At 60.9% G+C, this 13,689-nt stretch carries 12 protein-coding genes; 1 reads left to right on the top strand and 11 read right to left on the bottom strand.

Going from position 1 to position 13,689, the window contains the following annotated elements:
* Nucleotides 1-345, top strand: a 345-nt coding sequence (locus AZG88_RS53270) for a transposase (protein ID WP_231913788.1), incomplete at its 5' end; no start/stop codon positions are given.
* A 635-nt stretch (nt 346-980) separates the two neighbouring features.
* Here the strand turns inward: AZG88_RS53270 and AZG88_RS02225 are convergent.
* The 11 genes from AZG88_RS02225 to AZG88_RS02180 all read right to left on the bottom strand — a co-directional run bounded on the left by AZG88_RS02225 (nt 981) and on the right by AZG88_RS02180 (nt 13,655).
* The gene (locus AZG88_RS02225; protein WP_061696920.1) at nt 981-1,895 is read right to left on the bottom strand and encodes an SDR family NAD(P)-dependent oxidoreductase; all 915 of its coding nucleotides are present in this window, start codon (nt 1,893-1,895) and stop codon (nt 981-983) included.
* Between the two features lie 80 nt (nt 1,896-1,975).
* A complete protein-coding gene (locus tag AZG88_RS02220; RefSeq protein WP_061696919.1) occupies nt 1,976-2,464 on the bottom strand; it encodes a MaoC/PaaZ C-terminal domain-containing protein in 489 nt (162 codons plus the stop codon).
* An 84-nt stretch (nt 2,465-2,548) separates the two neighbouring features.
* Nucleotides 2,549-3,889 carry an MFS transporter gene (locus tag AZG88_RS02215; protein ID WP_061696918.1) on the bottom strand — a complete coding sequence of 447 codons (1,341 nt, stop codon included), beginning with the start codon at nt 3,887-3,889 and terminating at the stop codon, nt 2,549-2,551.
* Nucleotides 3,890-5,021: 1,132 nt separating this feature from the next.
* Complete coding sequence (locus AZG88_RS02210) at nt 5,022-5,852, bottom strand: mycofactocin-coupled SDR family oxidoreductase (protein WP_061696917.1); 831 nt, start codon at nt 5,850-5,852, stop codon at nt 5,022-5,024.
* Between the two features lie 129 nt (nt 5,853-5,981).
* Nucleotides 5,982-6,131: an SDR family oxidoreductase gene (locus tag AZG88_RS52455; protein ID WP_231913786.1), complete on the bottom strand. Its 150-nt coding sequence runs from the start codon at nt 6,129-6,131 to the stop codon at nt 5,982-5,984.
* Complete coding sequence (locus AZG88_RS02205; RefSeq protein WP_061696916.1) at nt 6,128-6,838, bottom strand: SDR family NAD(P)-dependent oxidoreductase; 711 nt, start codon at nt 6,836-6,838, stop codon at nt 6,128-6,130. The genes AZG88_RS52455 and AZG88_RS02205 overlap by 4 nt, the downstream gene beginning before the upstream one ends.
* Before the next feature lie 631 nt (nt 6,839-7,469).
* On the bottom strand, nt 7,470-8,264 hold the full coding sequence (locus AZG88_RS02200; protein WP_061696915.1) for an SDR family NAD(P)-dependent oxidoreductase: 795 nt from the start codon (nt 8,262-8,264) through the stop codon (nt 7,470-7,472).
* A gap of 155 nt (nt 8,265-8,419) precedes the next feature.
* A complete protein-coding gene (locus tag AZG88_RS02195) occupies nt 8,420-9,760 on the bottom strand; it encodes a phenylacetate--CoA ligase family protein (protein ID WP_231913784.1) in 1,341 nt (446 codons plus the stop codon).
* 159 nt (nt 9,761-9,919) lie between these two features.
* Complete coding sequence (locus AZG88_RS02190; protein WP_061696913.1) at nt 9,920-10,846, bottom strand: MBL fold metallo-hydrolase; 927 nt, start codon at nt 10,844-10,846, stop codon at nt 9,920-9,922.
* A 38-nt stretch (nt 10,847-10,884) separates the two neighbouring features.
* A complete protein-coding gene (locus AZG88_RS02185; RefSeq protein ID WP_061696912.1) occupies nt 10,885-12,879 on the bottom strand; it encodes an oxidoreductase in 1,995 nt (664 codons plus the stop codon).
* A gap of 317 nt (nt 12,880-13,196) precedes the next feature.
* Nucleotides 13,197-13,655 carry a MaoC family dehydratase gene (locus AZG88_RS02180; RefSeq protein WP_061696911.1) on the bottom strand — a complete coding sequence of 153 codons (459 nt, stop codon included), beginning with the start codon at nt 13,653-13,655 and terminating at the stop codon, nt 13,197-13,199.
* Between the last annotated feature and the right edge of the window lie 34 nt (nt 13,656-13,689).

The following is a 13,689-nucleotide window of genomic DNA, read 5'->3' as shown; positions in this document are numbered from 1 at the left end:
GACGCCTTGTCGGAGAAGCTCCCAACGGTAGCCGACCATCTCGACGCGGCTCGCCCGGATCTGCTCGCGTTCACCGGCTTCCCGAAGCAGATCTGGCGGCAGATCTGGTCCAACAATCCCCAGGAGAGGCTGAACAAGGAGATCCGCCGCAGAACCGATGTCGTCGGGATCTTCCCCGATCGCACCGCCCTGATTCGGCTCGTCGGCGCGGTACTCGCCGAGCAGCATGACGAGTGGATCGAAGGCCGCCGCTACCTCGGCCTCGACGTCCTGGCTCGGTCTCGCGGCACCCACGCAACACCCGAACCTACCGAGGAGGTGACGCCGGCGGCTCTGACCGCATAACCCCACGAGGAGTCACGCGACGACCGTCGTACACCACGCCCTGGGACTTGACCGCACTCGATGGTTTCTTCTCCGCTCGCAGCCGTTTGTATTCCTTGCGGATCCACCGCACCAAGTAGGCGTTGATTCGTGAGAGGACTTGATACAAGGCAGAGCGGTGAAACGCCCCCGTGATACTGCATCCAGTCCCTTACCTGGATTGATGCGTCGTGCGAGGTCGGCGAAGGCGTGACCGGTGCGGGTGTGCAGCCGCCAGGACCGCACCGCCGCACCGATCTCCTTCACAGCGTCCTTGCTGTCCGCGGGCAGGAACGCGCTGAAGTGCTGCCCATTCCTGTGCGGCGCCCTGCGCTGGCGGAACGTGAACCCCAAAAACGTGAACGACGTGTGCTCGCGCGAGCCGCGCCGCGTGCCGTCCTTGCAGTAGACGATCCGTGTCTTGTCAGGATGCAACCGCAACCCGACCTGCCCATCCTGTTTGCTCAGCGACAGGCAGGGCCTTTACAGCAGATCGGCGTTCTCACGAGGTTCAGCGCTGAGGTGTCACATCTCGTATCCGGGTTCCAGTGAGGTCAAGAAGCCAATACTGCACGCTCACACCATCACTCTGGCCCTGTCTGACGGTCCTCCCAGTGTTACTGACGAAGAGGGGTATCACCGGATTGGACGCGCTGCCCACTCGTAGCCCAGTGGTCGACCTCGGACATTTCGGCCATCCCGGGTGCGTAGGCGGCGATGTCTTCCGGGCGCGCCAAGCCGGCGCCGCCGGATGCGTAAGAACCACCATCGATGGCCAGGTTGAGCCCCGTAACCCAGGAGGCCTCGTCTGAGGCCAGATAGACAGCCGCGCTGGCAATATCTTCGGGTTGCCCAAGGCGCGGAATCAGATTCGGTGTCATGGTAACACGCCGCTGTTCGGTGCCTTCCGTGCCGTAGAACAGCAGGCCGTTCGGGGTTGCCACACAGCCTGGTGAGATCGTGTTCACCCGGATGTTCGCGCTGGCCACTTCGTTCGTCAGGCAGCTTGCCAATCGGATGACACCAGCTTTGGCCACCGAGTAGGCCTGGATGATGGGGAGGTTGCCCGGGTACCCCGTCCCTATATCGGAACCGGCCACCGAGCCCATGAAGATGATGCTGCCGCCGCCGCGTGCGCGAAGGTGGGGAATGGCGTGTTTGGAGACCAGGAAGGGAACGGTCAGTGTGTGGTCGAGGGTGAATTTCCAGTCCGCGAGGCTGGAGTCTTCGACTGTTCCCAATCGTAACTGCATCGCGCTGTTGTGTAGGACGTCGATGCCGCCAAATTTCTCGGCGGCGAACTCGAGTAGCTGGTGCGCGTCCTCCTCGTTCGCGAGGTCGATTGGGTGCAGCGATTCCATCCGTCCGCCGGCCGCGCGCACGATTGCGAGCGTTTCCTCGGCGGCTTCCGCGTTGATGTCGCACCCGACGATCGACGCTCCTTCGGCCGCGAACCGCAACGCGACCTGCCGCGCCATTCCGCGGCCGGTACCGGTGATTACGGCGACTTTGCCCTCCAGACGACCAGTCATAGTGATCTCCTTGTCGAAGAAGTTTGTTTCGGATACTCGTAGATGAAAGAACCGTCCGCGTGCCGCCTCTCGCCCGTGAACTAGAGGGCGCTGTGTTCGCTCGGAGGCGGACGGCGACGAACGTACATCTCCATCTGAAGCGTCATGACAGGCTGCGAGTCTCGTGACGATAGGGTTCCGATGGTGGTCACCCGACCCCAGTGAGGGTGGGTATTACCGATTGCGGTGATACTGAAAGAACCCCGCAGGTAGGTGTCGGCACGGACCGGTGCGCGGAACTGCACCTCACGCAGTGCTCGGCCTGCAACGACGTGCCAGTTTCCGAATACTCGGTTGACAGCGAGGCGTTGGAATACCGCGAGCGTGTGGACGCCGCTCGCGATAATCGTGCCGAAGTGGCTTGCTTCGGCGAGTGCGACGTCGGTGTGAATGTGCAGAGGATCCCAGTGGTCGGCGAACGACATGATCTCCTCCGCAGTTACGAAGTACTCCCCGAGGTCGTACTCGTCTCCTACGACGAGGTCCTCGGCATAGCGCAGTTGGCCGTCACCAGGTGCGGCATGGTTCATTCCGACTTCCTTCCCTGCTACGGCTGGACGCTCTGCGCAGCGATTGCGGGTGACTTCGACGCCCCTGCCAGTCTTCCCGTGCGGTTACACGAAGTCGGTGTGTCGAGTGGGATGTTGGCCGGTCGCGGTCTTTGGTCGAGTTGCTCTGGGTAGCCCGTACGAGCACACCCCAGCGATTGCCAAGGGCACCAGTACTGCGATGTACAGATCTTTCGGTGACATGAAGCCGATTGCGTACCCGCCGAGGATGGGCGACAGGATCGATCCAACTCTGGCGACGCCTAGCATCGTGCCGAACCCTTTGGCTCGTATACGTATTGGGTACACGGTGGTTGCGATCGCGGTGAAGGCCGTCAGTGAGACGAAGACGAACAGACCCAGCAGCAGGGCCATGGCCAGCGCCAAGGCGCCCTGCAGGGTCAGCGCGAAGGCAACCAGGGCAACCATGCCCAGAGCCATCGACATCCAGGATATTTGGGCAGACGGCCGCTTGAGGCCAAGAAATCCGTACAGGATGGCCCCGATCATCGTGCCGACCGACAGCATGATGCCCACTAGCGCCCCGCTACCGGTGTCTCCGGTCTCATTCTTGATCAACTGAGGGGTCCAGGAACCGATGAAATAGAACGCGGCAGTGCAGAATCCATAACCGAGCCAGAGGAGCAGGGTCGTTACCCGCAGTCCTGGTCCGAGGAGTTTCGTATCCGATTGATCGACTATCGCCTCGTCGGCTAGAACACCGCCATTGAGGAGTCCTTCCTCCAGGTTGACCCGCGTAGACAACTTCTCGGCCGTCTCCTGCGCCGTGTCGTCCGATGACCGTCGAAGATGGGCCACTGTTTCCGGAATGAAGGCGGCGACAACGACGGTGACAGTTGCGCTGAGCCCAAACCCTACCCAGAACAACCCTTTCCATCCGCCTGCGGCTTCGATTACCGAGGCACCTGCCAGGCCTGCGACGAAAGTTCCCAAGGGGTAACCGAAGAGCACCACGCCCACCGAGAGGCTGCGGCGTGATGGTGGAGACATTTCCTGGGCGATGACCATAGAGATTGCACCCAGCACACCGATTGCCATTCCCGTAACGAATCGCGATGCGATCAACACTGAGTAGCTGGGGGCCAGTGATGAAACAAGGAGGCCGGCGGTGTTGAGTACCAGCGCGCCGAGCAACGTCGGGCGACGCCCATGGACGTCGGCCATCCGTGCCAGGAAGAAGGCCCCGACGCCGATGCCCACCAAGGCTGCGCTGATCAAGTAGCCCTTGCCGGACGCTGTTGCGTACCCCTCGGGGAGGTTGGGGAGGGCGTACCCCATGATGAACAAATCGTAGCCGTCAAGCAGGTTGACGAGCGAGCATACTAAAACGATTGCTATTTGATACGGCGTCATGGACGCCATCGAGCGAGCCCCACTGAGGGTCATGCCGACTCCTTCTCGAGTCACGGGTTGATCCGACTTGGTTAAATCCCCAGGATGCCGTCGACGGTGAGTCTCGGGGAACGGGGCGGATGTTGATCGCCCGGAATCGGACGGTCTGGTCTCGGCGGTCGCTGAAGCACTGTCACCGGTTCATTGCCTGGATCCCCACACGTGGAGCGCAAGTGCGGCGTGGTTGAAGTAGTTTGACAGTGGTTGTTTGAGGGTGAAAGCCCGCTGGACCCCGAAATTGCTTGCACGAAATCGACGGAGGCTGCGGCCCGGAATGGCTGGACTAGGAGGTCGCGCGGTTTGCCTCGGCCGGGGCATCTGTGAATGAACGACGGCTAGACCGCTCGTGTTGTGTGTCGCTCGCTGCCACGGCTAACCATCTTGCATTGGCTCGTGCGAGAGCGATATTCGTAAAGATTCGTTGGATCGATTCGGTGGCGCGGCGGGGTGTGATCAGACTGACACATGCAATGACGGCATGGATGATGAGCAACGGCATTTGAGAGGCCTTCTAGGTTTGCGGCGCGATGCCGAGTCGGGGAACGGGATACCTCGCGCACCGAGGGTCCGATGCCACGTTCTGCACCAGCACGACCGTCAGAAGACTCATAGCACAGGCCCGTCGGGTCAACCGGGGCAGTCAGTCGAGATTGTTGCCACGGAACGGATGGGCTCGAGAGGGATGATTTCGAGGTTCGACTGCAACAATGTCGTGCTATCGGCGAAGAACGCTTTCATGTATGGCTTTTCGAGGTGCTCACGGATTGCGGCACCGTTAGCGTAGAGTTCATAGAATGCGATGCTGTCGGGCCTAGATGCGGCCTAGATGCATCATGATGGATCTCGTACACAAGAATGCCGGGCTCGGCGCGACTCGGGTCTCCCAGGGAGAGCATCCGCTCCATCAGGATGTGGCGTGTTCCTTCCTTGGCTCGCGCGTAACCGTAAGACGCAACCGGTGTCTCGCTGGACAACAACTCGGCCGGGACGATCTCTGACACGGCATACCTTCCTATCAGCCCGCATCGAGCGAACAACGCCCTCGAGCGCGGGTTCGAATCGAACCTGGGGTGGCGAACCATCAGCTTGCTGACCACCGAAGACGGTGCACAACAGGTGCCCAAAACTACAAGAGCGGATAACCAGCGGTAACCTCCAACTGGGTTCCGGTGACGAATCGGCCACTCTCCCCTACCAAGTACAGGACGGCGCGGGAGATGTCGGCCGGGTCCACCCACGGTGTATCGAGTGCAGCGAGTGTCTGGAACACGGGTTCGACGCTGTGGCGCGTGGGTTGATCCACGTCCGGCGCGAAGAGATCGTAGATCATCGAGTTCTGGATCATCGGGGTATCGCAATTGGTCGGGTGGATGACGTTCACCCGAATCTGATGGCGTGCCAGTTCTTTGGCCAAAGCCTTTGCTACACCGACAACACCGTGCTTCGAGGCGATGTAGTGCACCATCGACTCGACGGGAGTAAGGGTACTGGCCGAACCTATGAATACCATCGATCCACCGCGTCCACCATCGACGATATGCTTCGAGGCAGCCTGCGCCGAGAAGAACGCGCCGGACAAGTTCGTGCCCACCACGGTGTTCCACTGCTCGGGCGTGATCGATTCTGCCGCGGTGATTTCGCATACGCCGGCATTGAGCACCGCGATGTCCAGTCGCCCCAGATCGCGTACCGCCCTCTCGACACCCTCCGTAACCGCGGACGGATCGCGCACATCGCATTCGAGGCGGTAGGCACGCTGTCCGTAATTCTCCACAAGACCGATCGTTTCGTCGAGGTCCTCTGCCGTCGACGTCGGGTATGGCACGGTTGCAACCTGTCTGCAGATGTCGAGCACGATGACGTCCGCGCCCGACTCAGCGAGGAAGGTGGCGTGCGAGCGGCCCTGCCCTCGGGCGGCCCCGGTGACCAGAGCGACTTTGCCTGTCAGGTCATGCATTCTCTATCTTCCCGTCCGACCGACTCGCAGGTCGGTCTTATCGTGATCTGTTGTCGTAGAATAGATATTGTTGCCGCGGAGCCGTTCGGTGTTACCCGTCCGGCTCTTGCGGTTTGCACTCCCCAAGGTTCACGCAATGTTGTTGGCGATGAGCCCGGCAGAAACGTGCAACACTTCGCCGGTGACCATGCGAGCGTCGTCCGACAGGAGGTACAGGTGGGCGTTGGAGACGTCCTGCCAGTCCACACCTGAGACGCCGAGCGGATGCATGGTTTTCATTCGTTCGACCATCTGCTCGCGCGTCGGGTTCTCGATGTCCGGGCAGAAGAGAGTTTGTAGGCTTCCTCGTTGTTGTTCATCGAGGGAAGGTCACCGGAGTTGACATTCGTCGGGGCCACACAATTGGCGCGTATACCGTATTCGCCGTATTCCATTGCTAGGGTCTTCATCAGTCCGATCACTGCCCACTTTGAGGCGCCGTAGTCCGAGATGTGGGGGTAGGCGGCGCGGCCTGCGGTGGACGAGGTGATCACGATGTTGCCTTTGCGCTTCGCGACCATGTGCGGCAGGACGGCGCGACACACGTTGAAAACGCCCGTGAGGTTGGTATCAATGACCGTACGCCACTGTTCGGGCGAGATGTCTGCGAGCTTGCCGAATTTCAGGATGATACCTGCACTGCTCAGCAGGTGATCGATTTGTCCGAGTTCATCGATCGTCTGTCGCGCAGCTTCCACCATAGCTTCGTCATCGCGAACATCCGCGACGATGCTGATGCACTTACGTCCCACGTCGGAAACCATGGCGCGGGTCTGTTCCAACTCCTCCCCGGAGCCGCCTGGGTAGTTCTGCCCCGCGACATCGGCAACGCAGTTGTCCACAAGTGCGATGTCCGCCCCCTCGCGTGCCAGTGTCAGAGCGTGGGATCGACCTGAGCCCTTTGCTCCGCCGGTGATGAGTGCAACCGTTCCATCCAGCTTCCCCATGCTCTATCACTCACCTGTTCTCGAAGTTTGACTGGATGTACCTATGCGTGTCGTACGCGTGATGTGTATCGAAGAACCGCTCGGTGCCCGTGTTCTATCGAAACCAATTGCAGTACAGGCACTGTCGAATACGCGAGCTGACCGGTGGCACAGGATATCTTTTTGTGTGCGACTCACCGGACATTGAATCCGACTCTTGAGTCGTAATATCGACCCACTGGTTAGTAACCTAGTTCCAGCGCATGGATGTGTCAATGGTCACAGACGCCCAGATCTGGCGAGGTGCCCTGACCGTGTCCGGATCTACACGCCGGTTTGGGCAGACAGCTGCAGTATTGAAACGCCGGACGAGTCCCACACGCGAGTTATATTCTCGCGTGCGTGGATTCGTCCGGCGTTGACTGTCACGTACCGCGGCTGGGGATCAGTTTCTGGCGACGAGGATACTGTCGTGGTTCGAATTACAGCGACGTTGGCCATCAGACTACGCAGCAGCTGTTGCAGCTCGACGTCCCCGCGCGGGGAGCTGTTGCAGCTCGACGTCCCCGCGCGGGGAGCTGTTGCAGCTCAGCGTTTTCCCCGCGCGGAGCTGTTTCGGTGGGCCCTGACAACGGCGGAGCAGGCTGAACTCTCACGTCGTCGACATCCCGCCGTCCACCAAAATGGTCTGGCCGGTGACGTACCCCGCTGCGGGCGATGCGAGCCAGACCGCGGTTGCGGCGAGTTCCTCGGGCTTGCCCGCTCTTCCCAACAGGAACCGGGGCTCGAGCGAATCGGTCACATACTCTGGGGAGTACGACTCCGTCATTTCGGTCTCGAAGAAGCCCGGCGCAATCGCGTTCACTCTGATTCCCGGCTTTCGGCCCCACTGCGACGCGAGGTCACGAGTGAGCCCAACGAGGCCGGCCTTGCTTGCGGTATACGCCGCCTGGGGCAGTGCAGCAGTAGTGAAGCCGAGAACACTCGATATGTTGATGATCGAGCTCCCCAGCGTCATCACTTCGGCGCAGGCTTGGGCCATCCAATAGCTTCCTCCGAGATTGACATCTACTACCGCCCGGAAGGCGTCCGGGCTTTCCCGAGTAGCCGGGACTGCGCTCGCCATGCCGGCATTGTTGACGAGGATGTCCACACGACCGAACCGTGCCATCGCCGCCTCGACCAGCTCTACGCACTGGCGAGGATCGGCCACGTCGGCGTTCTGTACCAGGGCCTCGCGCCCGTACCCGCGTACCGCCTGCGCGGTTGCCTCCAAGCGGTCGACCCTGCGCGATGCCACGATTACGTGGGCTCCGGCGCGGGCCATGGCCTTGGACAGCGATACGCCTAAACCTGCTGACGCCCCAGTGACGATCGCAACTCGATCGTCGAGGCGAAACATTTCCGCGAAGGCGCCTAGGTTGTCGGCCGCCTCTTGTTCGTGCATTTCACTTCCCTCTTCGAAGTCAGCCCCGACCCGAATTTCGACGGCTTACGCCGTACCGACCGACTCTGCTGAAAGTTTCGTCGACTCTTGAGGCTTGGCTACCGCTGTCGACACCTGGAGCCGGGACCGGTCTATTGACCAACTATTGGGAGCGCTCAGACGGGTGAGGGAGCCTCACCACGGCGGTCGAGAAGACGCTTGACCTTCCCCTCTCCTCCCAGCCCAGTCTGAGGAGCGAGGGATCCAGCAGGGACGATCGTCACCTCGACCGAGACACCGAAGGTCGACTTGAGACGATGCTTCATGTCTTCCTGGAGAGGTGCTGTGTCTTCGTCGTTCGCCTGCTCGATCAACACGGTCATTCGTTCACGGGAACCGAGACCCTCGCCGACGTTCTCCACCACGCACAGGAACTCGCCCGTCGATCGCGCGTCGCCCTGGACGACGTCCTGTGCTGACCGCGGATACACGCTTGTCGCTCTCAGTTTCACCATTTCGTCGAGCCGGCCCAAAAACCCGGACAGTTTGGTCGTCCGGGCACCGCACGCGCACGCTGCGCGCTCGGAACTACGCATACGGTCTTTGAGGTCGTATCTGATGATGGGTGGAACCGAGCGATGCAGGCTTGTGACCACGATGTCGCCATCGTGCCCTGGGCCGAGGATGCGTCCGGTCTCGCTGTCGGCGATCTCGACGATGGCGGTGTCGTCGTTGACGTGCAACCCATCTTTTGCAGCGCATTCGTATCCGATGAGGCCGACTTCATGGGTTCCGTAGTTGTCGTAGACCGGAACACCCCATGCATCTTCGAGCAAGTCGCGCAGGTGTCCTTCTGTATCCACCCCGAGATAGGTATGAATGAATCGAGTGGACAGATCCTTCTTGAGGTCGATGCCAGATCGATCAGCCTCTTGCGCCAGAATTTTGAGGTACTCGCCGAAGGCGACCCAACCACTTGTTCCCCAGGAGCGCGCCAGCTCCAGTTGCCTTGCCGAACTGGTGACGGCACCCGAACCGGTGGTCAAGGGGACCATGCCACACCAGTGCATGGCGGCGGTCGACGAACACCACGCGGTGTTGGCCAAACTGTTGGTGAGGGTGATCTGTAGGATGTCCCCGACTTCGGCCCCCTGCGCAACGAAAGCTCGGGCGAATTGAATTGCCTGCACTTCCCACGCTACGGGATCGAACAGTGTCGGCCGCGGCAGCCCTGAGGTGCCACCACTGGATTGAATCTTCAGCGGTGTTCGCATCGCGTCCAGTGCGAAGTTCTGATGGTTTCCGAACGGAGGGTGCTCCTCGATCGAGTGCTTGATGTCCTCACTGGTGAACGTAGGGATCTTCTCGAGGTCGTCCAGGCCTCGTATGTCTCCTGGCTTCAAACCGGAGTCCGACCACCGCTCGCGATAAAACGGGACCGCCCAAGCGTCGGCCACCCGTGCGAGAAAGCGTGATTCCTGAATCTGTCGCATCTCGTCGTCGGACCGTGCCGACATGACGGAGTTGAACAGGGGCGGCGGCGGGTAGTCCTCGGTGAGCTGACGCCAGTCGATGCTCGACCAGTAGTAGGGAATTTCGTTCTTCGACATCAATGCTCCTGAAGCTGTCGTTATGCCGGCAGCGTGTTCGCCGGTGGTGTTGTAGAAGTGCTCGGCTCAAGCAGTAACGAATTGGTAGGCGTTGCCGTCGCTCACGATACGACCGACACTGTTCCCGGCGAAGTGCGTGCCGAACACAAGAACATCACTGTCTGCAACCGACGCGAGGAACTCCTGACGCCGAGCGGAGGACAGCTCACGGTCCCAGTCACCTCGCGAACTCCACGTGGGATGGGCGGCCTGAATCGGGTGATGCACGAAATCACCAGTGATGAACCCGGTCTCACCCTTCGATTCGATGGTGAGACTGTGATGGGATTTGGTATGGCCAGGCGTGGATGTATACCGCACGCCCTCGCAGATGGTGTGGTTGACCGGAACCAGATCGACGAGGCCCGCCTCGACACACGGTTGAATCGACTGCGCGAACACGAGACGCGTCTGCCGGTGGATGTCCGGATCCGCTCCGTTGTACGTGACGGCATGCCCGAGGTCGTCGGAGACGGTACCGCCCTCGGTGAGTCCCTTGTGGTACTCGAACTCGTCCTGAACGAAGGTGTACCGGGCGTTCGGGAATGTCGGCACCCATCGGTCACCCTCGAGCACGGTGTTCCATCCCACGTGATCGAGGTGGAGATGTGTGATGGCGACGTAGTCGATCTGTTCGGGCTTGTAGCCGGCATCCGCCAGTCGATCCAGATAGGGGGTGTCCAGGCCACCCCAGGCCGGGATCAGCGGTAGATCCTTGTGATTGCCGCACGCGGTGTCGACGAGAACGACAGACGACCCGGTGTCGACGACGAACGAGTGAACGCTCCAGAGTGTCTGCCCGTGTTCGTTGGCGTAGTCGGGGTACAGCCACGGAACGGCCTTGACCGCATCCGGCGTTGCCTCTGCGATCAGTCCGTCGAGCTCACCGACCTCGACCGCGATTTCGTTTACCTGGGTGATTTTCACATCACCGATCTGCCAGCTATGAGCCATGGGGTTTCCTTCTTTCGTTGAGTGCGTGTGGTGCTTGTTCAGACACCGCGTCCGGCCATTTCGCCTTCGTAGATCGCCTCGTCCACCCGGCGAGGTGCCAAACAGTCTCCGACGGCCGTCACGTCGAACTGCGCTTCCAGTTGGGGAAGCAGGGCCGTATCAGAATCGCGAAGCATGACGGTCACGAGAGACTGCGCCGGCACCACTCTGGCAGCACCATCCCAGATACGATTCAGTACGACGCCGTCCGAATTCACCTCGGCGACAATGTGTTGCGGTGTCAGTGTCACCCCCTGCGCATACAGCCTCGGATAGAGATGCCCGACATCGAGGTTGAAAAGCGTGTTGTCGCCCAAGAACAGCTTCGAGGAAACCACTTCGACCTTCTTGCCCGTATTCGCGAGAAGCTCCGCCATTCCCAACGCGAGGTACTCGCCCGTGTCGTCGATGATGACCACGTTCTCCCCACATGCCGAGGGATCCTCGATGGCCTGGATCGGATTGAGAACGCGGATACGCTCCAACCCCGGGATTTCCGGGCGGGCGGCCAGGGCGGCGGAGAACCCGTCGGTGCGCCAGGTCGATCCGGATGCAAGTATGACGTGGTCCGCACCGACTTCATGCACGCTCTCGATGTCGGCGGTCGTATTGAGGCGGACATCGACCTTGTACTTTTCGAGCATTCGCTCCATGTCTTTGACCATGACGGACCACCGGCCACGCGTGGGCAACTTGGCGGCATATCGAATTTGCCCGCCGAGCGTGTCGCCGCGCTCCATTAGTACGACGTCATGCCCTCGCGATGCGGCAACTTCCGCTGCCCGCATTCCAGCGGGTCCTCCGCCGATGACGAGCACCTTCCGGGGGGTGGAGGCCAACTCCAATGTTCCGCTGCCGAGGTCTTTCTCGCGCCCAGCAGCGGGATTCTGCGTGCAGGTCAGCTCCCAGCCCTTGGACATCCGGCCGATACAGCCTTGATTGGCCCTTACGCAATGCCGAATTTCGTCCTCGCGTCCGGTCTGCGCCTTCTGCACCAGGAAGGGATCTGCGATGTGTGCTCTGGTCATAGCGACGAGATCGGCGTCACCCGAGGTCACAATCTGTTCGGCGACCGACAGCTCGGTAATTCCGTTTGCGGTCACGACCGGATAGTTTCCGACGACCTTCTTCGCGCGTGCAGCCAGGTCGACCAACTGGGGGCCGGGCAGGCTCATGGGAGAGACGACGCGATCGAACGTGGAAGCGTTCCCTGCGCTGATGCTGAAGTAGTCGAACAATCCCGAGTCCGCCAGGTTCTTGGCGATCTTCTCGCCCTCGGCCTCGTCGATACCGCCCGGAACGTATTCGGTGAGCGATAGTCTCACGCCGACCGCGAAGTCGGGGCCTCCCTCTCGGCGCACCGCTTCGGCGCACTCGCGAACGACGCGGCATCGATTTTCGGTGCTGCCGCCGTACTCGTCCGTTCGACGATTCGTCAGTGGGGAGAGGAAACTGCACAGGAGATACCCGTGAGCGGCGTGTACCTCGGCTCCGTCGATACCGGCAACCCGTGCGTTGCGTGCACTTCGGCCGAATCCCGCTACGAGCTGCTCGATGTCGGCGTGCGACATCGCTCGGCCGATCTCACCGTATGTAGTCGAGGGCAGACCCGAGGGACTCCAGAGCGCCCTCCAGTTCTCGAGAAACATTCCGTTGTAGTCTTCCACGCCGAAGTGTGAAAGGTCGACGAAAATTTTGGCTCCATGGCGGTGCACGGCTTTCGCCAGTCGCTCGTACACCGGTATCACCTCGGTTGGCCATCCCTGGTGGGTGCGGTACCCCAGTCCGCGACTCGTTGCATGCACGGCTTGAGCCTCGGTGAGAATGAGCCCCGCCCCTCCCCTCGCCCGCTCCTCGTAGTAGTCGATGCTCTGTTGAGTCATCAGGTTGTCTTTGTCGCCGTACATCAGCGCGTGTGCGGTGACCACGATGCGGTTCTTGACACTGACCGGGCCCAGTTCGATGGGCTGCCAGAGCGCCGGATGCTTGGTCATGATGTTTCCTCGTCTCGTCGCGGCTCGACTGTTCCATCCGGGGGCTGACCGGAGAGTCGAAAACCCAACCGATTGTTCAAAGCCGATAATGGCGTAGGTCACACAGGCTTGTCAATAAGGTGTGGCTCACCTGAACGGAATCCGCCGCGCAACGATGTTCCGGTAGCCCATTCGCCGTGCTGTCGCTCCACTGAAGCGTCCTGTCGTCGCTGGTGTGTTCGGTGCACCGATAGGCCTGCGGCCGTCTGGGCCGGTCGCGCCTCGGCGGCAGCGGGCGATCGATCACCGCGGTCGCTCAGAGGCTGGCAGGGGGCAGTTCAGAAGATGATTCGGCCGACGGTTTCTGCAACCAGGGCCGGTTTTTCTTCGCCTGCGATCTCGAGGGTGTTTGTCGTGACGATCTGAAGGGCCCCTCCGGGTGCGTCCCCGACGGAGTTCAACGTCGTCCGCAAACGAACGTGGGCCTCGACCTTCACCGGGTTGACGAATCGAACTCTGTTCAATCCGTAGTTGATCGCTAGCGTTGTGTTCTCGATCGTGTATATCTGCCAGTTGAGCAACGACACGAGAGACAGGCTCAGGAATCCATGAGCGATGGGGGCTCCGAACGGGCTCTCGCGTGTCGCACGTTCGACGTCCACATGGATCCATTGATGGTCCCCTGTGGCGTCGGCGAAGGTGTCGATGCGTTCTTGCGTGATGTGCAGCCAGTCGCTGGTACCCAAGTCCTCTCCGATAGCGGCTTTCAGTTGATCCGGTGATGTGAAGACGCGCATTGGTGCTGAAGCTCCTTCAGAGATGAACCGGCCC

Origin of the sequence: Rhodococcus sp. LB1, from assembly GCF_001583455.1 — a bacterium.
Taxonomy (GTDB): domain Bacteria; phylum Actinomycetota; class Actinomycetes; order Mycobacteriales; family Mycobacteriaceae; genus Rhodococcus_F; species Rhodococcus_F opacus.
The sequence above is the reverse complement of the archived record's forward strand: the minus strand, read 5'-3'. Positions and strand labels throughout refer to the sequence as shown.